We start from the raw sequence: 20795 nt of genomic DNA, 5'->3' as shown, positions 1-20795 counted from the left end.
GCGCTGCTGCGTCGGGAAGGGCGCGCCGGCCGGGGCCTGTCAGCCCTCGATGGGTTTGCTCTGATCCCCGTCGAGCATCCAGCGCGGCGTGACGAACATGCCCGTGACCGAGGCGCACAGCGTGTCCCCGGCGTGCAGCGTGCCCGTGCACCAGAGCTTCCGTCCGTCCACCCGGTCCTGGCGGGCCTCGAACCGCAGGGGCGTATCCAGCGGGGTGGGGGCGACGTACGTGACCTGCAGGTCCACCGTCATCCCGATGTGCTTCGCCGCGGCGTTGGCCAGGCCGAGCATCTCGTCGAACAGCATCGCCACCACGCCGCCGTGCACGCATCCGGGCGGACCCTGGAACTCCACACCCAGCGTGAGGTCCGCGCGGACGGTGCCGTCCGGGAAGACGACGGCCTCGAGGGGCGGGGCCGCCGGGTTGCGCGAGCCGATCACCGGGTTGGAGGCGATGTGCTCGGGCACGCCCCACGAGTCGTACTCGGCCGGTGGGTGGGGGGTGGCGGCGTTCTCGATGCGGTCGGCCAGCTCGCGGGCGAGCTCGATCTCCGCGGACAGGTCCTCGAAGTCCGCGCCGGAGACGAGGCCGCGGATGCGCCTCAGCTGGCGGGCGAGCTCGGTGGCGCCGGAGGCGTGGTCGGGCTGGTCGAGGAAGGTCTGGGCGGAGACGGCTTCCCCGGGATCTGGCTGTTCGGTCACGCCGTGTGACGTTACTCCGCGCCCGGCGCGGGACCGCTTCAGCCCCGGGCCAGCCGGCGCCGGTTCTCCTCCAGCAGTCCCTGCGGGGTCACGAACATCCCCTCGGCGGTCGCGCACAGTCGGTCACCGGCGTGGATCGCCCCCTGCGCCCAGATCTTGCGGCCCTCCACGCGGACCTCGCGTCCCGTGATCACGATCGGCTCGAGGATGGGGGTGGGGCTCCGGTAGTCCAGGTCGAGGTACATCGTCATCCCCGTGGTCCCGGCGTGGTGGTTGGCCCGGCCCAGCACCGCGTCGAACATCAGGGCCACGATCCCGCCGTGCACACACCCCGGCGGGCCCTGGTACTCCAGCCCCAGGGTGACCTCGGACCGAACGGTACCGTCGTCGAGCAGCTCGAACTCCGCCGGCGGCGCCAGGACGTTGGACCGCCCGATCACCGGGCAGTTGGGGACGTAGCGGCGCTCCCGCCAACTGACCTCCTGCCGGTGCTCCGGGCTCGCCGACGCGGCCTCGAGCTCGTCGGCCACCTCGCGGAGCCGGGCGGTCAGCGGGCCCAGGTCGGTGTCGAAGATCCCGCCGGTCGTCAGCGCGCGGATCCGGCGGACCTGCTCGACCAGGTCGTAGAGGCCCGCCTCGTCGTCGTCTATCCGGTCGACAGGGCGACCACCGCCGCGCGCGGGGTCCAACGGACCCAGGTCGATCTCCGGCCGTTCCCGTCGCACGACGGTGTCCTGCTCGCTCACGCCTGCACCGACCCGACGGCGTCCGCGGCGGCCGACGCGTCGGTCGTACCGGCCGCACCGGTCGCCCCCGCCGCGCCCCGACCCGCGCGACGGCCGAAGAACGACCCGTCGCCCAGCGAGGTTCCGGAGATGTAGCCGTCACCGTGGAGACCGTGCGTGCAGCGGCCCGCGGCGAACAGACCGGGGATGGGCTCGCCGGCGCGGCTCAGCACGCGGGAGTCGAGGTCGGTGTGCAGGCCACCGAGGGTGAATCCCTGCGCCTTGAGCGGGAGGCCGTTAAAGGTGTCCGGTCCGCCGGCCCCCGTGGGGTACGCGCCGAACGGCGGCTCGAGCGGGCGCACCCACTGCGCGCTCTTCCCGAACTGCGGGTCCTCGCCACGGGCGGCGCCCTCGTTGTAGCGGCGCAGCTGGTCGGCCAGCGCGTCGGCGGACAGCCCGCAGTCGGCCGCCAGCTCCTCGATGGTCTCGGCCGCGTGCATGGGCTGCATGCCCCACAGCTCGTTCTCCGGGACGTCCTCGATGCCCTTCTCGTCGATGATCACCCACACCGGCGGGCGGCGGTGGTGCACGGCGGCGTGGCAGTACAGGCCCGGGTACACCTCCTCGTTGATGAAGCGGTGGCCGTCACCGTCGACGAGCATCGAGCCCACGACCAGGCGCGGGATGATGAGCATCGCGGTCTCGGTCTGGTGCATGCGACGCACCGCGGCGCCGGCCTCCATGCCCATCTCGATCCCCGAGCCGTCGTCGCGGCCGTCGGAGACCTTGTCCTTGCCCAGCTGCTGGGGCGCCCACTGCTCGAGCATGCGGTCGTTGTCCACGAACCCGCCGGTCGCCAGCACGACACCGCCGGTCGCGCGGTACTCGCGCTCCTCACCGAACTGCGTTGCGCGCACGCCCACCACACGGCCGTCCTCGACGATCAGCGACCGCGCCTTGACGTCACAGTGCAGGTCGACGCCGGCCTTCTCGGCGGTGGCGACGAGCGCGTCCATGAGGACGTTGCCCGCGAAGTTCGGGGCGGGCGGGCGGTGGCCGCGCGCGGCCGGTTTCGCCAGCGAGGCGTAGGGCTCGGCGCGCTCCCCCATCCACATGAGCCCCGAGTCGTCGCCCGGCATCCACGTGGGGGTGTCCCACAACTTGTGGTTGAACACCGCGCCGTGGTCGACCAACCAGTCGTGGTGCTCGACGGCGCCGGCGCAGTACTCGTCGATCTTGGCCTGATCGGCGTTGGGTCCGAGGGCGGCGGTGAGGAACGCGCGCATGTCCTCGACCGTGTCGGAGATGCCGAGCGCCCGCTGGGTGGCCGTACCGCCGCCCAGGTAGACCTCCCCGCCGGACTGCGCGGACGAGCCACCGGGCCCGGAGGCGCCCTCGAGCGCGATGACCGTGGCGCCGGCCTCGGCGGCCTCGATCGACGCGCACGCTCCGGCGATGCCCATCCCCACGACCAGGACGTCGGCCTTGAAGACCGATGGACCGGTGTCCGATGTAGTGTCCGCCATACCGGAACTATAACGTGTTCACCCACTCAGGCGGCGCATTAATGTGGGAGCCATGACTTCCTCCTCCGAGGCCGTGAGCCTCGATTCCCTCGACGCCCGACTGGCCGCCCTAGAGGCGCTCCTCACCGACACGCACGACCGCCTCGCCGCCGCCGAGGACGAGCTGGCGATCCTCCGTATCCTCGCGGCCTACTCCCCGCGCGTGGACTCCGGCGACGCCGAGGGCGTGGCCGAGCTGTGGACCTCCGACGGCGTCTACGACGTCGACACCGGCCGCCTCGAGGGCCACGACGGGCTGGTGGAGATGGTGACCGGCGACGCGCACCAGGGCCTCATCGCGCACGGGTGCGGTCACGTCCCGAGCCTGCCGGTGGTCGTACTCGACGGGGATCGCGCCGTGGCGACCGGCTACACCCAGCTCGTCGTCCGCTCCTCCAAGCCGGGTCGGTACACCGTCGTGCGGGTGACGGCCAGCCGGTGGGAGCTCGAACGGCGCGGGTCGGTGGACGCTCCCGACCGGGGGTGGCGCGTCGTGCTCCGCACCGCCCGCGCGATGACCGACGACGGCGAGGGCCGCGCCCTGCTGGGACGCTCCCGCGAGAGGTAGCGTGGCGGGCATGAACCGCCGACGCCGTGCGTCCGCCGATCCGACGCTCCGAGCGGGCCGCCTCGCGCTGCTCACGACGTCCGCGGTCCACCTGGGTTTCCAGTCGGTGGTCACCTCGGTGATGTACCCCGAGCTGTTCGACGGGCCCACCCACGGGATCGCCGAACGCCAGGCCGACCACGCCCGCCGCATCGCCCCCGTCGCGCTGACGCTGTACGCGGCGGGCCTGGGGGCGACCGCGTGGACGGCCTACGGGTCCATCCGTTCGCGCGAGCGGGCCGGGCTGACCGCCACGCTCGTCGCCTGCGCGGCGGGCGTCGCGGCCCCCGCGGTGACGGCCGGGGTGGTGCCGCTGCACGTGGGAATCGCGCGTGAACAGGTCACGCGGCCCCGCATCGCCGCACTCCTCGCCTCGGACCGCCTGCGCACCGGACTCGCCGCGCTGAGTGTCGTGGCCGCCGCGCAGGCGTTGAGCAGAGGTTAGGTCCGCCGCGCGCGGGTCACGGCAACCAGCGCTCCCAGGGCGACCACGCCCACGACCAGAGCCAGTACGTGGTAGGCCGGGATGAGCCCGATGCCCTCGGCGATGACCGCCGCCACCACCGCCGGGACACCGAGCGAGGTGTAGGCCACCACGAACAGCGCGGAGAAGACCTGCCCGCGTACCGCCGGGGGCGCGCTCTGCGCCACCAGCGTGTTGCCCATGAGGAACAGCAGACCCATGCCCAGCCCGGTGAGCGCGGCTGCGGCGATGAAGCCCGCCACCTCGCCGGCCTCCAGCGACAGCGACGCGACGACGAGCCCGGCGACCAGGGCCCCCACCCCGACGGCCACCCCGAGTCGCCACCGCTCCGGACCGGATCGCAGGTTCCACACGAGCTGGGCCGTCCCCGCCGCCGCCTGGAGGCTGGCCACCACGAGTCCGGTGACCATGTAATCGGACCGGCCCATCAGGTCGCGCGCGATCGCCCCGCCCAGCCCCAGGAAGACGCCGCCGACGGACCACGAGACGGTCACGCACACCGCCGCGAGGGCGAACGTGGACCGGATCTCCGCCGGGACCGTGGGAGGCCGCACCCGCAGGGCGTCGCGCGCCGTCGAGGAGCCGCCCGCCGTCTCCGGGACGAGGGTGGCCACGGCGACGAGGAGCGCGACGGTGGCCGCGCCGATCACGAGGTAGGGGTGCACGAGGGGTGACGACGACGAGGTGGCCACGGCGCCCGCGAGGAGCACTCCCACCGCGATACCGAAGTTGGTGGTGGAGCTGCTGGTGAGTGCGCCGACCCGTGAATCGCGGGTCGGATGGAGCTCGATCAGCGCGGCGGAGGCCGAGCCGGTGATCAGCCCCACCGCCAGTCCCTGGATGATGCGGCCCGCGATCAGCCACGCGACCGACGGGGCGGCCGCGAGCATGCCCATGCTCGCCGCCAGCAGCGCCAGCCCGGCCAGGATCACCGGTCGGCGACCGATGGCGTCGGAGAGCCGCCCGAGGAACAGCAGGGGCACGAGGACCGCGAGGGCGTACACGGCGTAGACGACCGTGATGGTGGTGCCGCCGACCGCCCACGACTGCTGGTAATCGACGTACAGGGGCGAGGGGGTGGCGCTGGACGCCAGTGCCACGGTCACCACCAGGGCCATGAGGACGAACGGGACCCATGACGAGCGGGGGGTGGTCTGCACGGTCTCCCTATCCGCCGGATCCGGCGTCGGTCGGGGTGGCGTCCTGTGCCGCGGCGGGCTGCGGCGCGGTCCGCCGCGGCGGGCGCCGATGAGTGGAGCCTAGGGGATTCGAACCCCTGACATCTGCCTTGCAAAGGCAGCGCTCTACCAACTGAGCTAAGGCCCCGTCACCGCCAAGCATAAACGCCGGACCGCAGCGTGCGGATCCGGCGTCTGCCTTGCGGAGTGGGCCTAGGAGGACTTGAACCTCCGACCTCCAAATTATCAGTTTGGCGCTCTAACCACCTGAGCTATAGGCCCTCGTACCGATGGATGAATCTACCCGACGCACTCCCCCGGACCCAAATCGGCAACTCGGAGGCGGTCACGGACAGCGCGCCGGGCGGCCTCCGGGCCGTCCCCCGGTGCCGCGTCAGTTGCGGCGGTCACTGAGCGTCACCTGCACTCCGCCGCCGGTCAGGTCTGCCGCGAGGTTGTAGATGAACACCGCGAGCGTGGCCAGGATCGACAGCAACAGGACGTTGAGCAGACCGACGCCGCCGCTGTAGAGGAAGATCGTCGACGGACCGATCACGGACGCGGACTCGTCGCCGGCCACCCCGGACAGCAACCCGCCGAGCCGGTCCCACACGCCCATGCCGGACAGCAGCAGGTAGGTCACGCCGATCGCGACCATCCACACGAGGTAGAGGGCGAACATGAGCCCCAGGACGGTGGTGAACGCCGACCACGGGTCGATCCTGCGCAGTACGAGGACGGACTCGAGCGGCCCGCGGCGCTCGGTGGGCGATACCACCGGTGCGGCCCGACCGGCGGCCCCACCCGAGTGGGCCTTGGACAGTCCGCCGCTCACGCCCTCGGCCCGGTGCTGGGTCGCCGCCGGGAACGCGGTGGTGGCCGCCTCACTCGCGCCGGATCCGGACCCGCCGTACCCGGGCGCCGGGGCGGTCGCCCCGGCGCCGGGACCTTCGGTACCGGAACCCGCGGTCCCGGAACCCGCGGTCTCGGGACGCGCGGCGGCCGGATCGGTCGGGTCGGTCATCGCCTACTCCTCCGTGATGGACTCGGCCTCGGCCTTGTCCTCGTCGTCGGGCTCGTCCGCGTTGCGGGCGATGGCCAGGAGCGAGTCGCCCTCGGCGAGGTTCATCAGACGCACGCCCTTGGTCTGCCGGCCGGCCTTGCGGACCTGCTTGGCGAACGTGCGGATGACGCCGCCACTGGACGTGATCGCGTACAGCTCGTCCTGCAGCTCCACGATCGTCGCGCCGACGAGCTTGCCGCGCTTGGGATCGAACATGAGCGTGAGTACGCCCTTGCCGCCGCGCCCCTGGGCCGTGTACTCGCTCAGCGCGGTGCGCTTGGAGTACCCGCGCTCGGTGGCCACCAGCAGGAAGTACTTCTCCTGGTCCGACGTGTCCGCACGGACCACGGACATGCTCAGCAGCGCGTCGCCGTCGTTGAACCGCATACCCATCACGCCGGACGTCGCGCGCCCCATCGGGCGGAGCGTGTCGTCGTTGGCGTGGAAGCGGATCGACTGGCCCTTCTCCGACACCAGCAGCAGGTCGTCGTCCGGACCGGCCAGCGCGGCGCCGACCAGCTCGTCCCCGTCGCGCAGGTTGACGGCGATGAGGCCGCCGGAACGCGGGGAGTCGTAGTCCTCGAGCCGAGACTTCTTGACCAGGCCGTTGCGGGTGGCCAGGACGAGGTACGGCGCGTCCTGGTAGCTCTTGATCCGGATGACGCCGGCGATCCGCTCCTCCGGCTGGAACGCCAGGAGGTTGGCCACGTGCTGGCCGCGGGCCGTGCGGTTGGCCTCCGGGAGCTCGTAGGCCTTGATCCTGTAGACCCGGCCCTTCGTGGTGAAGAACAGCAGCCAGTCGTGCGTCGAGGAGACGAAGAAGTGGCGGACGATGTCGTCCTGCTTGAGCTCCGCTCCGCGGACGCCCTTGCCGCCGCGCTTCTGGGCGCGGTACAGGTCCGTCCGGGTGCGCTTGGCGTACCCGGTCTCCGTGATCGTGACGACGACGTCCTCGCGGGCGATGAGGTCCTCGTCGGTGACGTCTCCGTCCGCGGGGATGATGCGGGTCCGACGGTCGTCGCCGTACTTCTCGACGATCTCGCGCAGCTCGTCACCGACGATCGCGCGCTGACGCTCCGGCTTGGCCAGGATGTCCTTGTAGTCGGCGATCTCGAGCTCGATCGCGGCGAGCTGATCGATGATCTTCTGGCGCTCCAGGGCCGCCAGGCGGCGCAGCTGCATGTCGAGGATCGCCTGCGCCTGGTCGTCGTCGATCTCGAGGAGGTCCTTGAGGCCCTCTCGGGCGATCTCGACGGTCTCCGACCGACGGATCAGGGCGATGACCTCGTCGAGCGCATCGAGTGCCTTGACCAGACCACGAAGAATGTGGGCGCGCTTCTCGGCCTCGTCGAGCAGGTACTGGGTGCGCCGGACGATGACCTCGACCTGGTGCGCGACGTACAGACGCACGAGATGGTTCAGCGCCAGCGTCCGCGGGACGCCGTCCACGATGGACAGCATGTTGGCGCCGAACGACGTCTGCAGCTGCGAGTGTTTGTAGAGGTTGTTCAGCACCACCTTGGCCACGGCGTCACGCTTGAGCGTGACGACGATGCGCAGACCGACGCGGTCCGAGGACTCGTCGTCGATCTTCGAGATGCCGGCGATCTTGCCGTCGCGCAGCTGCTCGGCGATCGACAGGATCATGTTGTCCGGGTTGACCTCGTAGGGCAGCTCCGTGATGACGATGACCGTCCGGTTGCCCTCCTCCTCGATGGAGGTCTTGCCCCGCATGCGGATCGAGCCTCGACCCGTGGAGTAGGCGTCCTTGATCCCCTGGTCGCCCACGATGTAACCGTGCGTCGGGAAGTCCGGGCCCTTGATCCGTTCCATGCACGCCGCGAGGGTCTCCTCCTCGCTGGCATCCGGGTTGTCCAGGCACCAGTAGATCGCCTCGGCGACCTCGCGCAGGTTGTGCGGCGGCATCTTGGTGGCCATACCGACGGCGATACCGCTCGAGCCGTTGACCAGCAGGTTCGGGATACGCGAGGGCAGGACGACCGGCTCGGACGTCTTACCGTCGTAGTTCGGCTGGAAATCGACGGTGTTCTTGTCGATGTCCCGGACCATCTCCATGGCCAGCGGGGTCATCTTGCACTCGGTGTAGCGCATGGCCGCGGCGCCGTCGTTGCCCCGCGAGCCGAAGTTCCCCTGCCCGTCGACCATCGGGTACCGCATGGCCCACGGCTGGGCGAGACGCACGAGGGTGTCGTAGATCGCCGAGTCACCGTGCGGGTGGTAGTTACCCATCGTGTCGGCGACCGGCTTGGCCGACTTCACGTAACTACGCTCGGGCCGGTAGCCGTTGTCCCACATCGCGTACAGGATGCGACGGTGCACGGGCTTGAGCCCGTCTCGGACATCGGGGAGCGCGCGGCCGACGATGACGCTCATCGAATAGTCGATGTAGCTCTTCTGCATCTCCGCCTGGATGTCGACCAGCTCGATGCGGTCGCCTCCCTCGGCTTCGGGCGGCAGCGTGGTGTCCGTCATGAGCTCCTCTTCTGTCGGCGCGGACCAGTGCGGCGCACGGATGCAGTGGGCAGCGGTCCGACCCAGACAGTCTATAGGTCCTGCGGAAACGGGACCGCCGGGCACGCGGGGGCCGTGTTACTCCAGGGTGTCGGGGGCTGAGGTCCCGGGCGACGACGACGAGAGCTGCTCCTCCAGGGAGGACGCGACCGACTCGAATTCCGCCAACGCCGCGCTCAGGGCCTCCACGATCTCGCGGGCGAGGATCTCCGGCGAGGGCAGCGAGTCGAGGTCGTCGAGCGAGGAGTCCCGCAGCCACGTGATGTCCAGGTTCGCCTTGTCGCGGGCGACCAACTCGTCGTAGGTGAACGGCTTCCACCGCTCTGACTCGGTCCGCTCGTGGTGGCGACCGGGAAAGTAGGCCTCGACGAACTCGTCAAGATCGGATCGGCGCAGCGGATTCTGCTTGAGCGTGAAGTGCTTGTTGGTCCGCAGGTCGTACACCCAGAGCTTCTCGGTCCACGGGATGCCCGGGTGGGCGACCTTTTTGTCAAAGAAGAGGACGTTGGCCTTGACGCCCTGTGCGTAGAAGATGCCGGTGGGCAGCCGGAGCATGGTGTGCAGGTCGAAGTCGTCCAGCAGCTTGCGGCGGATGGTCTCGCCGGCGCCGCCCTCGAAGAGCACGTTGTCCGGCAACACCACGGCGGCCCGACCGTTCGTGTCGAGGATCGTCATGATGTGTTGGACAAAGTTGAGCTGCTTGTTGCTGGTGGTGGCCACGAAGTCCTGGCGCTCGATCTCGCGGTCCTCCCTGGTCTGGCTGCCGTCGGCGGCGACCATCGTCACCGAGGACTTCCGGCCGAACGGCGGGTTGGTGAGGACGACGGACCACCGGTGACCCGGGTCGGCGACGAGCGCGTCCAGCGGCGTGCTCATGTGCCACGAGGAGGAAGCCACCGGTGCCACACGCCGGGTCGACGACCGTGTCCTCGATGGTCGGCTAGATCACGTCGACGATCGCTTGGATCAGCGGGCGTGGGGTGAAGTACTGGCCAGCGCCCGACCCCTTGTCCTGCGCACCCTTGGCCAGCAACGACTCGTAGGCGTCGCGCTGGATGTCCGCGCCGGACTGCGACCAGTTCTCCTTGTCGATGAGGTCCACGACGATGCCGCGGAGCTTTGCCGGGTCCTGAATGCGGTTCTGCGCCTTGCGGAAGATGGTGCCGACGACTCCGCGCTCCTTGGCCAGGCCGGTGAGCATCCGCGTGTACTCGAACTCGAGCTCATCGCCTTGCGCGTCGACCAGCCTTTGCCACGAGTACTCCTCGGGGACGATCTGCTGTGGCTTGAGGGGCCGGGTCGCCCGCTCATGGGCCATCTTGAGGAACAGCAGGTAGGTGAGCTGCTCGGTGTATTCGATTACGCCCACGCCGTCGTCGCGTAGCACGTTGCAGTACGACCACAGCTTGTCGACGAGCCTGCGGGCGTCGGCCACGAAGCGTCCTCCAAGAGAGTCAGTCCGGGGTATCCCCGAAGATCGAGTCACCGGTAAGCAACGGAAAGCCATGAGCGATGCCAGTGGCCGCGATCCAGGCGTCGCCCATGTGGTCCTTTGCTTGAAGGGCGTCCGGCGAACCTGCATTCTGTCCTGAGTCGCGCGAAGGCCTCGATGACGTCGGCCGTCACCGGGATCGTCGGTGTCGTGGCGATCGCCTGCCGAAGGCCCAGCAGGCGAGTGGCACCCCATGAGGCCTTGTAGGCGCCGTATAGGAGCTCGGCCTCGGTCTGCGCGGCGATCACCACCTCTCTACCCAAGAGGAGTCCTCGCCACTTGAGGAGCTCAGGCGTCTGATTGTGCTTCCCGGCCGGGAGGATGACAGTACTCCACACATTGGTGTCGACCAGGACTGCTGGTTCACTCACGGACCGCTGCCATGAAGCTGTCGATCTCGTCGTCGGTGAGGTCCAGTGGTTGCGGTTCGGGTGCCGATCGGGCTTGTTCGCGGAGCGTCTCCATAGATGGCAGCTCGGCCAGTCCGAGTCGTTCCAGCACTCCGACGGCCAGCGTGATCTCCGGAGCCCGCATCCTGTTCTCGGTGGCGCCAACCGCCGGCGTGAGGAGTCCGGTCACGGTCACGTTCATTCCCAGGAAGGGAATGACGGTCTCCGGTTCCGGAACGTCGACGAGGTCCACAGTGTTGCCGACCGCGTCTCTGATCCTGAACGCCGACGAGTGCAGATCGCCCATTTCGAGGCGTCCCGTCAGCGACCGCATCACCTCCGGTGCCGGAATACGGCCGACCCAGCGATCGAGGTGGACCTCACTTCGGCGGACGGGGATCGTCGACGACTCGTCTCCGGTGGAGAACTCCGCTACCGGTGCTGCGGCAGTCACCGCTCTCGCGAGTTCCGCTGCGGCACCCAGGATTGACTCCGATGCGTTCTGTGGTCCGTCCTCCGACTCGAAGTCGGACACGAGTTCCCGGAAACGGGCGTCCACGGCCTCGGCGATGGGGTCGATTTCGAGCGCCGCCGGGTCACCAACGGTAAAGGCTAGTGTCGTCGAACCCGTACCCATTGCCACCCGCGACCGACTCAGGCTCTCCACCATTCCCGAAGGACGGCCCTGTCCCGGCTGCTCCAAGACTTCTCTGGTCAGGCGGCGGGTCAGTCTTTTCATCGCGGCGACGATCGCGACGGGGTCGTCGGTATCGATCTCGCCGTCGGGGGCGTCCATGTCGATCAGTCGAATGCCGTAGTGACGCATCAGAATCGACCCCCTTCGCGACTGTGGCCGATGGTGTCAGTGTTACGGGAAGTATAGATGACGACAGCGACAATCTTGAAGGAAAATCACTCTCACCTGCACGTATGCGTCATCGAATCGCTTACAAGCTCTCGAAGAAATCCTCGTCGAGCCGGTAGAGCGTGATGGTTTGCTCAGCCTGCACTCCGACTCCGTAGGCCACCAGCAGTTCGGCCAGACGTGGACCGTCGATGAGTTCGATCCGGGCGTTGATCCGCTCCGCCTCCGCGATCGCACCGGCGGAGAACGTCGAAGTGGTGATGAAGACGGCGGCCCTGCGTCCCTCGCGGGCCTCGCGCAGGGTGGTGGCCACGCCGCCGCGGTGGGCCGCGGCGAGTTCGACCTGCTCGCCGTGGGCCGGATGCACCTCAAGGACCCCGGGTACGTCTCGTCGCTGCGCAACCGACCCGGACGGTGATTTCCCGGTCGACGCATGTGTGACCTGGATAACATCCCGACATGGTGTCCACGCGAACCCCTCGTCGTCGTCCCCTCCTCGCCCTCGCCGCGGCCCTGGCCCTGGGGCTGGGCCTCCCGGCCCCCGCCGGCGCCCAGCCGGCCCCGCCCTCCGCGGCCGCGGCGGACACCGAGGTGTTCGACCTGCCCGGGAGCTTCTACGACACCCGCGACCTGCCCGACGGGGCGCCCGGCGAGGTCCTGCGCGCGGAGCCGGCGGGCCTGCCCCTCGCCGTCACCGTGCCCGGGCTGCCCGAGGTGCCGTCACCGCTCCCCGCCCGCGCCCAGCGCGTCGTCTACCAGTCCGCCGACGTGCACGGCGCGCCCGTCGCCACCTCCGGCGCGCTGTACGACTCCACCGCCCCGTGGCACGGCCCCGGCCCACGGCCGACGATCGTGCTCGGGCCCGGCACCCAGGGCCAGGGCGATCCGTGCGCCCCCTCGCGCAACCTGGAGTCCGGCGTGGGGATCAACCCGCACACCGGCGGGCCCGCGCCCTCGTACGAGCAGGCCTTCGCGCTGGCGCTCGCCGGCCAGGGGCACCGCGTCATGGTGGTGGACTACATCGGCCTCGGCACCCCGGGCATGCACACCTACGCCGACCGCGTCGAGCAGGCCCACGCCATGCTCGACGGCGCCCGCGCCGCCAACGCGCTCACCGGCGGCGTCGCCCCCATGGTCTTCTGGGGCCACTCGCAGGGCGGCGGCGCCTCCGCGGCCGCGGCCGAGCTCGCCCCGGAGTACGCGCCCGAGCTGGACCTGCGCGGCGCCTACGCCTCCGCCCCGCCGGCCAACCTGCTCGCCGTGCTCCGCCACATCGACGGCAGCACCCTCACCGGCGCCATCGGCTACTCCATCAACGGCATGCTCCTGCGCTACCCCTCGCTGGCCGGGGTCATCGAGCGCAACATCAACGACGCCGGGCGGGCGGCCCTGGCCGACACCGCGAAGCTGTGCACCCTCGACCTGCGCAGCCGGTACGGCGGTCACACCACCGCCGAGTGGACCCGCAGCGGCGAGCGTCTGGGGGACGTCATCGTCTCCGAGCCGGACGCCCTCGCGGTCCTCGACCACCAGCGCATCGGTGCCCGACGGCCCCACGTCCCCGTGCTGCTCGCGGGCGGGATCCACGACGACATCATCCCGCTCGGCCAGGTCGAGCAGCTCGGCCGCGACTGGTGCGGCCAGGGCGTCGACGTGCAGTTCCACCACGAGACCACCCCGCCGGTGCGCGGCGTCACCCACGCCGCGGCCGCCGTGACCAACTTCCCGCTGGCCGTGCAGTTCGTCCACGACCGCCTCGCCGGCGTGCCCCCGCGCAACGACTGCGGGCGCCTCTAGCCCTGCCCCGAAATCGGCGACTCCGCCGCCGGATCGGCAGCCCCTGTGGGGGTCGCGGACACAGCGGCGGAGTCGCCGATTTCGGGGGTCAGACGTCCAGGAAGCGGACGTCGCGGGCGTTGCGGGTGATGAAGTTGCGGCGCGCGTCCACGTCCTCACCCATGAGGATCGAGAACAACTCGTCGGCCGCCGCGGCGTCCTCGAGGGTGACCTGCCGAAGCGTGCGGACCGACGGGTCCATCGTGGTCTCCCACAGCTCCTTCGGGTTCATCTCGCCGAGGCCCTTGTAGCGCTGGATGCCGTCGTCGACGTTGATCTTGCGCTTGTTCTCCAGGCCGATCTTGAGCAGTTCGTCGCGCTCGCGGTCCGAGTACGCGAAGTCCGGCTCGCCCTTGCTCCACTTGAGCTTGTACAGCGGGGGCTGCGCGAGGTAGACGTACCCGTTCTCCACGAGCGGCTTCATGAAGCGGAAGATGAGCGTCAGCAGCAGCGTCGCGATGTGCTGGCCGTCGACGTCGGCGTCGGCCATCAGCACGATCTTGTGGTACCGCAGCTTGTCGATGTCGAATTCCTCGTGGATGCCGGTGCCCAGCGCCGTGATGATGGCTTGGACCTCGGCGTTCTTGAGGACCTTGTCGATCCGCGACTTCTCGACGTTGATGATCTTTCCGCGCAGCGGCAGGATCGCCTGGAACATCGAGTCGCGACCGGACTTGGCCGAACCACCGGCCGAGTCACCCTCCACGATGTAGAGCTCGGACTTCGACGGGTCCTTGGACCGGCAGTCCGCGAGCTTGCCGGGCAGTCCACCGATGTCGGTCGCCGACTTCCGGCGCACCATCTCGCGGGCCTTGCGGGCGGCGACGCGTGCCTGACTGGAGGCGATGGCCTTGTTGACGATCACCTTGGCCTCGGCGGGGTTGGCCTCGAACCAGTGACCGACGTGCTCGGCCACCTGCCGCTGGACGAAGCCCTTGACCTCGGTGTTGCCGAGCTTGGTCTTGGTCTGCCCCTCGAACTGCGGGTCCGCGATCTTGGCGGAGATGACGGCCGCGAGACCCTCGCGGATGTCGTCACCCGTGAGGTTGGGGTCCTTCTCCTTGATGAGCTTCTTGTCCCGGGCATACTTGTTGACCAGCGAGGTCAACGCTGCACGGAAGCCCTCCTCGTGGGTGCCGCCCTCGTGGGTGTTGATCGTGTTGGCGAAGGTGTGGACGGACTCCGAGTACCCGGAGTTCCACTGCATGGCGACCTCGACCTCGTGGCCGGTGCCCTTGCCCTCGAAGTACAGGATCGTCGGGTGGATCGCGGTCTTGGACTTGTTGATCGCCTTGACGTAGTCCTTGAGGCCGTCCGGGTAGTGGAAGGTCCGCTTGCGCTCGCGGATCTTCTCGGGCTCGGCCGCCGCCTCGCCGCCCTCGCCGCCGCCCTCGCCGGCGCCCTCGACGAAGACCTGCTCGGCGTCCACGGCGCTGGCCAGATCCGAGCCCTCGTCCGAGCCCGGTGCGGAGTCCGGGCCGACGCCCTCGCTGTCCGCGATCGCGTCGAGCTCCGCCGCCTTCTCGGCGCGCGGCCGACGGTCGGTCAGCGTGATGGTCAGTCCCTTGTTGAGGAACGCCATCTCCTGCAGGCGACGGGCGACGATGTCGAAGTCGTACTCGGTGGTCTCGAAGATCGATGGATCGGCCCAGAACCGGACCTTGGTGCCGGTGCCCTCGGCGGGCCCGGCGTCGACCAGCTCCGCCGGCTCCGCCATGTCGAAGTCCTGCTTCCACAGGCGACCGTCGCGCTTGATCTGGACCTCGACGCGGGTCGACAGCGCGTTGACCACCGAGATGCCCACGCCGTGGAGACCACCGGAGACCGCGTAGGAGTCCGAGTCGAACTTGCCGCCCGCGTGGAGCTGGGTCATGACGACCTGGACGGTGGGCATGCCCGACTCGTGCATCTCCACCGGGATGCCGCGGCCGTCGTCGATGACCTCGACGCCACCGTCCTCGAGGAGGGTGACCTTGACTCCGGTCGCGTGACCCGCCATGGCCTCGTCGACGGAGTTGTCGACGACCTCCCAGATCAGGTGGTGCAGACCCCGCGGTCCGGTGGAGCCGATGTACATACCCGGCCGCATCCGGACGGCCTCGAGCCCCTCGAGGACCGTGATCGATGAAGCGCCGTATTCCTTGGCTCCGCCGTTGTCGGCCGTGCTCCTGGCGTCCGCCACGTGCGATCTCCTCGCGTCTCGGGGGTCTGGGACCGGCCCAGTCTACCTGCGGGAACCGCCGCGCGGGCCGCGGGCACGCCCGGCCCTCACCCGTAGGTGTCCCGCGGGCCCCGACCCGACACGTGGAGGGGGCCCTTCCGCCAACTCGGTTTCTCCGGCCCCTCCACCTTGAGCCGACGGACGTGACCCGGTCCCATGGCGGCGGCGATCTTGCGGAGGATGTCCGCGGACATCAACCGTAGCTGCGTGGCCCACGCGGTACTCGAGGCCCGCACGTGGAGGATCCCCTCCTCCAGTCGCTCCGGCGTCGCGTGGCTCCCGACGTCCTCGCCGACGATCCGTCCCCACTCGGCGAACAACCGGCCGGTCGTGACCTTGTCGTCCCATCCGCGCTTCTTGGCGACCTGGCCCACGAGTCGCCCGAGCGGCTGGGGGTCCCACGGATCGGCGCCGGCGCCCGTCCAGCCGCGCTTGCGCAACCGACGTCCCGCGCCGACCGGGCCGGTCCGTCCGCGACCGACCTGTTTGCCTTCCGCACGGGCCTTCGCCCTGGCCTCCTCGAGCGCCTTCTTGGCGATGTCATAACCACGTTGTGGCTGTTCAGACGGTGTTATGCCGTCCGCGCCGGTCCCGCCCGTCATGTCGGGTCCCCTCTTTCCGTATCGGTGTTCTCGTCGTCGTCACCCTCGTCGTCCCGGGGTCGTGACAGTGTCATCGCGGAGTGACGGTCCCGCCCCTCGCCCGTCATCACGACGTCATGACGCACGCCCCGCAGTCCGGCTGGGACGTCCTCCCCGACCGCCGCGGTGATGAGGACCTGCTCGACCCCGGCCGCGACATCGGCGAGCGCGGCGCGGCGGTGGCGGTCGAGTTCGGCGAACACGTCGTCGAGGAGGAGCACCGGCTCGGCACCGTCGGCGCGGAACAGTTCGAGGGAGCCGAGGCGCAACGCGAGCGCGAACGACCACGTCTCCCCGTGGCTGGCGAAGCCCTTCGCCGGCTCGTCGCCGAGGGACAGGAGGAGGTCGTCCCGGTGCGGCCCGACGAGTGACATGCCGCGCTCGATCTCGTCGCGTCGCCGTCGACCGAGCTCCGCGAGGAGCACCGCCTCGACGAGTTCGGGATCGGTCAGCTCGGACTCGTCGGGGGTGTCGGCGACGCGGAAACGGTAGGCGAGATCGGCCGGGCGGGACTCGGGTGCCAGCCCGCGATAGGCGTCGACGACGAGGGGGCGCAGCTGCCGGACGAGGTCGATCCGCCCGGCCACCAAGCGGGCCCCGAGTTCGGCCAGCCGGCCGTCCCACACGTCGAGGGTGTCCAGCACGGCGGCGGATTCCTCCGACCGGCCGCGCCGCATCGCACCGGACGCGGACTTGAGCAGCGCGGTGCGCTGACGCAGCACGGACGAGTACTCGGCCAGGTCGCGACCGAGCGAGGGTCGGCGTTGGACCATGAGCTCGTCGAGCACTCGACGCCGCTCGGCTGGTTCGCCGCGCACGAGGGCGAGGTCCTCGGGTGCGAAGAGGACGGACTGGACGACCCCGAGGATGTCGGAGAGTCGGCGGCACGGTGAGGTGTTGAGTCTCGCGCGGTTGGCCTTGCCGGAGTTGAGCGCGAGTTCGACGGTGAGTTCCCGCCCGGCGTTGTGGGCGAGTGCGCCGACGAGCGCGGTCCCGGCACCGGTCCGGATCATCGGCGCGTCGCCCGCGACGCGGTGGGATCGGAGGCTGGCCAGCACGCCGATCGCCTCGAGGACGTTGGTCTTCCCGTGGCCGTTGCGGCCGATCAGCGTGGTGACCCCCGGCTCGAGATCCAGTTCGAGCAGCGGCCAGGAGCGGAAGTCCAGGAGCCTGAGGTGACGCAGGTGCATACCGGAACGGTCCCGGGTCGCGGGCTCAGCCCGGCAGGCGCACGGGCATGAGCAGGTAGGTGTGGTCCGACTCGACGGGCGCGATGGCGCCGTCGGCGCCCGGCTCGGGGAGGGCCTCGGGTGCGGGTCGCAGGACGGCGGGGCGGCTGGGCTGCGTGAACCCGAACGCGACGCGGGCCGAGTGGATGCTGCCCAGGCCGTCGAGCAGGTAGCCGGGGTTGAAGGCGATGGTCAGCGGCTCGCCGACGAAGTCCACCGGGAGCGACTCGTTGGCCTGCGCGGCGTCGTCCCCGCCGGCCGAGAGCGCGAGCTCGCCCTCGCTGAACGCCATGCGGACCTGGACGCCGCGGTCGGCGACGAGCGCGACACGCTTGATCGCCTGCACGAGGGCGTCGACCTCGACGACCGCGACGGACGTGTGCTGGGGCGGCAGCAGCTGCCGGACCTTGGGGAACTCGGCGTCGAGCAGGCGGGTGGTGGTGCGCTGACCGGAGACCAGCACACCGAGGATGCCCTCGGCCCCGACGTTGGAACCCGCCCCGAGGCTGAGATCGACTCGACCACCGTGTCCGGCCGACCGGGTGACCTCGGACAGCGCCTTGGCCGGGATGAGCACCTCGACGGTGACGTCCTCGCGAGCCGGCTCCCAGTCGAACTCCCGGATGGCCAGGCGGAACCGGTCGGTCGCGATGAGCGTGACCCGGGTGCCCTCGATCTCCATCCGGATGCCGGTGAGCATCGGGAGGGTGTCGTCCTTACCGGCCGCGACGACGACCTGGCCCACGGCCTCCGAGAACGCGTCGACCTCGGCGGAGCCGGTGACCTCCGGCATGGCCGGAAGCTGCGGGTAGTCCTCGACCGGCATGGTCGGGAGGGTGAACTTCGCGGAACCGCAGGTGATGTACATCTTCTGCGCGGTGACCACCACCTCGACCGGGCGGTCGGGTAGGGCGCGGGCGATGTCGGCCAACAGCCGTCCGGACACCAGCGTGCTGCCCGGCTCGGACACCTCCGCGGGTACCGAGACCTGCGCTGACGTCTCGTAGTCGAACCCCGAGATCGTCAGACCCGAGTCCGCCTCGAGCAGCACGCCGCCGAGGATCGGCACCGACGGCCGCGAGGGCAGCGTGCGGGCGACCCAGGCCACGGATTCCGCGAAGTCCTCGCGGGTGACGCGGAACGTCGGATCCGTGATCTCCATCGATGACCTCTTTCAGGCGGGGCGGATACCGGCTGCCGGTATCTGGACGAGTGGTCTGTTTCGGGGGGTCGTGCCGTACGTGCCCGCCGCGGTCGGCGGAACGTCTCCATGAGGGTAACCGCTCGCACCGACAGTGGGCACACGGAGTCGGCGTAACCGGTCAAGCAGGCTCGCCGTTCCACATCCCTACTTCTTACAAGAACTCTCAAGAGAGATAAGAGGTAGTAGTAGGTCCTGTGAAATTGTGAGCCGAGACCTGTAATCACAGGTCTTCGCGGATTTCGTTGTGTGAGCGCCGCTGTCGATTCTTGTGATTTGGTCGAGCGCCCCGGTGGAATCACAAGACTCCGTCCACCCTCTGTCCACCGTCGGTCCACAAGATCCCACAGCTTTGTCCACAGCTGTGAACGATGTGACGAAGGGGGTCGCGGGGGGTCTCAGTTGTGTCGCGACGCGGTCGCGGGCGCCGTGACATGACGGGCGCAGGCAACGGGATCCGACGTTCCCGGGGCGGATGACAGGGGTCGCGGCGACGCGGCGACCCGCGCGCACGACGAATCAGCCCGTATGGCGGGAAGGGGAACGGTACGAGGGGCCCTCAGAGCGAGCGGGAGCGCTCCTTGATCCGGGCGGTGAGCTCCTGGATCTGGTCGTAGGTACGCCGGTCGTCCTTGATCTCCTTGAGGATCTTGCGCTGGGCGTACATGACCGTGGTGTGGTCCTTGCCGCCGAAGGTGACGCCGATCTTGGGGAGGGAGAGGTCGGTGAGTTCGCGGCAGAGGTACATGGCGATCTGCCGTGCCCGGGAGAGCGACCGCGTCTTGGACGTTCCGCACAGTTCGTCGATGCTCGTGGAGAAGAACTCCGCGGTCACCGCCATGATGGTCGCCGCGGAGATCTGTAGCGAATCGTCGTCGGAGACCACGTCGCGCAGAACGATCTCGGCGAGCGGCACGTCGATCTCGTGCCCGTTGAGGGACGCGAACGCCACCACACGGATGAGCGCGCCCTCGAGTTCGCGGATGTTGCGCTGGACGCGGGTGGCGATGAGCTCGAGGACGTCCCGGGGGACGACGTAGTTCTCGGACTTCGCCTTCTTGTCCAGGATCGCGATGCGTGTCTCGAGCTCGGGCGGCTGGATGTCGGTGATCAGCCCCCACTCGAACCGCGTACGTAGTCGGTCCTCGAGGGGCTGCAGCTGCTTGGGCGGCCGGTCGGAGGAGATCACGATCTGCTTCTGCGCGTTGTGGATCGTGTTGAAGGTGTGGAAGAACTCCTCCTGGACCTGCTCCTTGCCGATCAGGAACTGGATGTCGTCCACCAGCAGGATGTCCGCCTCGCGGTACCGCTTCTTGAACATGTTCTGGCGGCCGTCGCGGACGGAGTTGATGAAGTCGTTGGTGAACTCCTCGGTCGAGACGTACTTGACCTTCTGTTCGGAGTACATGCGCAACGAATAGTGCCCGATGGCGTGGAGCAGGTGGGTCTTGCCGAGACCGGATTCTCCCCAGATGAACAGGGGGTTGTACGCACGGGCGGGCGCCTCGGCCACGGCGAGTGCGGCGGCCCTGGCGAACCTGTTGGAGTTGCCCTGGACGAACGCGCTGAAGGTGTAGCGCTCGTTGAGACCGGGGGCCGTCGCGGCGGACAGCGCCTCGTCGCGGTCGCTGCCGTGGAGGAGTCGCTCGGCGGCGATCTGTTCCTCGGTCATCCGCCGGGGCCGTGTGGTGGCCGGCGGGTGCTCCTCCTCGGCGGCCGGGCGATGGATCTCGTCGGCGTCGATGACCTGGTCGTCCTGGTCGTCGGTGGGCGGTTGCCCGCCGGCCAGGGAGGTGTCGACCTTGACGGCGAGGTCGACGGGCTCGCCGAGCTGCGCGCTCAGGGCGCGGGTGATGGGTCCGCGCAGGACGGATTCGATGTTGTCGCGGGCGAAGGCCGACGGCGCGGCGAGCATCGCGAAGCCGTTGACCACGGCGATCGGCTGTACGAGCCGGAGCCACGCCTGCTGCTGACGGGACAGCGCCGGGTTGTCGTCACTGGCCAACTCGGGATCGGTGAGCCTGTCGAGGACGGCACTCCACACGTGTTCGAGCTCAGGAGACAC

General features: G+C 69.6%; 18 protein-coding genes and 2 tRNA genes. 3 read left to right on the top strand and 17 right to left on the bottom strand.

Going from position 1 to position 20795, the window contains the following annotated elements; all coding sequences use genetic code 11:
• Positions 1 to 39: 39 nt before the first annotated feature.
• From VYL96_RS00100 to VYL96_RS00090, 3 genes are read right to left on the bottom strand one after another with little or no spacing between them, the layout of a single operon-like run.
• Positions 40 to 702 carry a PaaI family thioesterase gene (locus VYL96_RS00100; protein ID WP_131885607.1) on the bottom strand — a complete coding sequence of 221 codons (663 nt, stop codon included), beginning with the start codon at positions 700 to 702 and terminating at the stop codon, positions 40 to 42.
• 38 nt (positions 703 to 740) lie between these two features.
• Positions 741 to 1448, bottom strand: a complete 708-nt coding sequence (locus tag VYL96_RS00095; RefSeq protein ID WP_131885608.1) for a PaaI family thioesterase — start codon at positions 1446 to 1448, stop codon at positions 741 to 743.
• A complete protein-coding gene (locus VYL96_RS00090; RefSeq protein ID WP_131885609.1) occupies positions 1445 to 2953 on the bottom strand; it encodes an FAD-dependent oxidoreductase in 1509 nt (502 codons plus the stop codon). The genes VYL96_RS00095 and VYL96_RS00090 overlap by 4 nt, the downstream gene beginning before the upstream one ends.
• A 52-nt stretch (positions 2954 to 3005) precedes the next feature.
• Here VYL96_RS00090 and VYL96_RS00085 point away from each other — a divergent pair, with 52 nt between their 5' ends.
• Positions 3006 to 3560, top strand: coding sequence for a nuclear transport factor 2 family protein (locus VYL96_RS00085; RefSeq protein ID WP_131885610.1), 555 nt, complete (start codon positions 3006 to 3008; stop codon positions 3558 to 3560).
• A gap of 10 nt (positions 3561 to 3570) precedes the next feature.
• Entirely contained in the window at positions 3571 to 4044 is a 474-nt protein-coding gene (locus VYL96_RS00080) for a hypothetical protein (RefSeq protein ID WP_131885611.1), read from the top strand.
• Here the strand turns inward: VYL96_RS00080 and VYL96_RS00075 are convergent.
• The 9 genes from VYL96_RS00075 to VYL96_RS00035 all read right to left on the bottom strand — a co-directional run bounded on the left by VYL96_RS00075 (position 4041) and on the right by VYL96_RS00035 (position 11969).
• Positions 4041 to 5243: an MFS transporter gene (locus VYL96_RS00075; protein WP_131885612.1), complete on the bottom strand. Its 1203-nt coding sequence runs from the start codon at positions 5241 to 5243 to the stop codon at positions 4041 to 4043. The two genes, VYL96_RS00080 and VYL96_RS00075, sit on opposite strands and share 4 nt — an antisense overlap.
• A 93-nt stretch (positions 5244 to 5336) precedes the next feature.
• Positions 5337 to 5409: transfer RNA gene (locus VYL96_RS00070), tRNA-Ala, on the bottom strand.
• 60 nt (positions 5410 to 5469) lie between these two features.
• Positions 5470 to 5543: transfer RNA gene (locus tag VYL96_RS00065), tRNA-Ile, on the bottom strand.
• A gap of 112 nt (positions 5544 to 5655) precedes the next feature.
• Positions 5656 to 6285, bottom strand: coding sequence for a DUF3566 domain-containing protein (locus VYL96_RS00060; RefSeq protein WP_131885613.1), 630 nt, complete (start codon positions 6283 to 6285; stop codon positions 5656 to 5658).
• A gap of 3 nt (positions 6286 to 6288) precedes the next feature.
• Positions 6289 to 8817 (bottom strand): DNA gyrase subunit A, encoded by a 2529-nt coding sequence (gene gyrA, locus VYL96_RS00055; RefSeq protein WP_131885614.1) that lies wholly within the window; start codon positions 8815 to 8817, stop codon positions 6289 to 6291.
• A gap of 117 nt (positions 8818 to 8934) precedes the next feature.
• A complete protein-coding gene (locus tag VYL96_RS00050; protein ID WP_243699652.1) occupies positions 8935 to 9732 on the bottom strand; it encodes an HsdM family class I SAM-dependent methyltransferase in 798 nt (265 codons plus the stop codon).
• A gap of 64 nt (positions 9733 to 9796) precedes the next feature.
• Complete coding sequence (locus VYL96_RS00045) at positions 9797 to 10291, bottom strand: type I restriction-modification system subunit M N-terminal domain-containing protein (protein WP_243699653.1); 495 nt, start codon at positions 10289 to 10291, stop codon at positions 9797 to 9799.
• Between the two features lie 420 nt (positions 10292 to 10711).
• Positions 10712 to 11533, bottom strand: a complete 822-nt coding sequence (locus VYL96_RS00040; protein ID WP_131885615.1) for a hypothetical protein — start codon at positions 11531 to 11533, stop codon at positions 10712 to 10714.
• Between the two features lie 151 nt (positions 11534 to 11684).
• Positions 11685 to 11969 carry a restriction endonuclease gene (locus tag VYL96_RS00035; protein WP_407935068.1) on the bottom strand — a complete coding sequence of 95 codons (285 nt, stop codon included), beginning with the start codon at positions 11967 to 11969 and terminating at the stop codon, positions 11685 to 11687.
• 92 nt (positions 11970 to 12061) lie between these two features.
• On the opposite strand from VYL96_RS00035, the gene VYL96_RS00030 reads away from it, so the two are divergent.
• Positions 12062 to 13399, top strand: a complete 1338-nt coding sequence (locus tag VYL96_RS00030) for a lipase family protein (protein WP_131885617.1) — start codon at positions 12062 to 12064, stop codon at positions 13397 to 13399.
• A gap of 88 nt (positions 13400 to 13487) precedes the next feature.
• Here the strand turns inward: VYL96_RS00030 and gyrB are convergent, their stop codons facing one another.
• The 5 genes from gyrB to dnaA form a co-directional block, all read right to left on the bottom strand.
• Positions 13488 to 15620 (bottom strand): DNA topoisomerase (ATP-hydrolyzing) subunit B, encoded by a 2133-nt coding sequence (gene gyrB / locus VYL96_RS00025; protein ID WP_131885618.1) that lies wholly within the window; start codon positions 15618 to 15620, stop codon positions 13488 to 13490.
• Positions 15621 to 15706: 86 nt separating this feature from the next.
• The gene (locus VYL96_RS00020; protein ID WP_131885619.1) at positions 15707 to 16261 is read right to left on the bottom strand and encodes a DciA family protein; all 555 of its coding nucleotides are present in this window, start codon (positions 16259 to 16261) and stop codon (positions 15707 to 15709) included.
• Positions 16258 to 17490 carry a DNA replication/repair protein RecF gene (gene recF / locus VYL96_RS00015; protein ID WP_131885620.1) on the bottom strand — a complete coding sequence of 411 codons (1233 nt, stop codon included), beginning with the start codon at positions 17488 to 17490 and terminating at the stop codon, positions 16258 to 16260. The genes VYL96_RS00020 and recF overlap by 4 nt, the downstream gene beginning before the upstream one ends.
• A gap of 25 nt (positions 17491 to 17515) precedes the next feature.
• Positions 17516 to 18691 carry a DNA polymerase III subunit beta gene (gene dnaN / locus VYL96_RS00010; protein ID WP_131885621.1) on the bottom strand — a complete coding sequence of 392 codons (1176 nt, stop codon included), beginning with the start codon at positions 18689 to 18691 and terminating at the stop codon, positions 17516 to 17518.
• A 598-nt stretch (positions 18692 to 19289) separates the two neighbouring features.
• A complete protein-coding gene (gene dnaA, locus VYL96_RS00005) occupies positions 19290 to 20795 on the bottom strand; it encodes a chromosomal replication initiator protein DnaA (protein ID WP_007629602.1) in 1506 nt (501 codons plus the stop codon).

Source organism: Dietzia maris, assembly GCF_036287335.1.
GTDB lineage: Bacteria > Actinomycetota > Actinomycetes > Mycobacteriales > Mycobacteriaceae > Dietzia > Dietzia cinnamea.
Note: the sequence above shows the minus strand (reverse complement) of the source record. Positions and strands in the feature narration are given on the sequence as shown.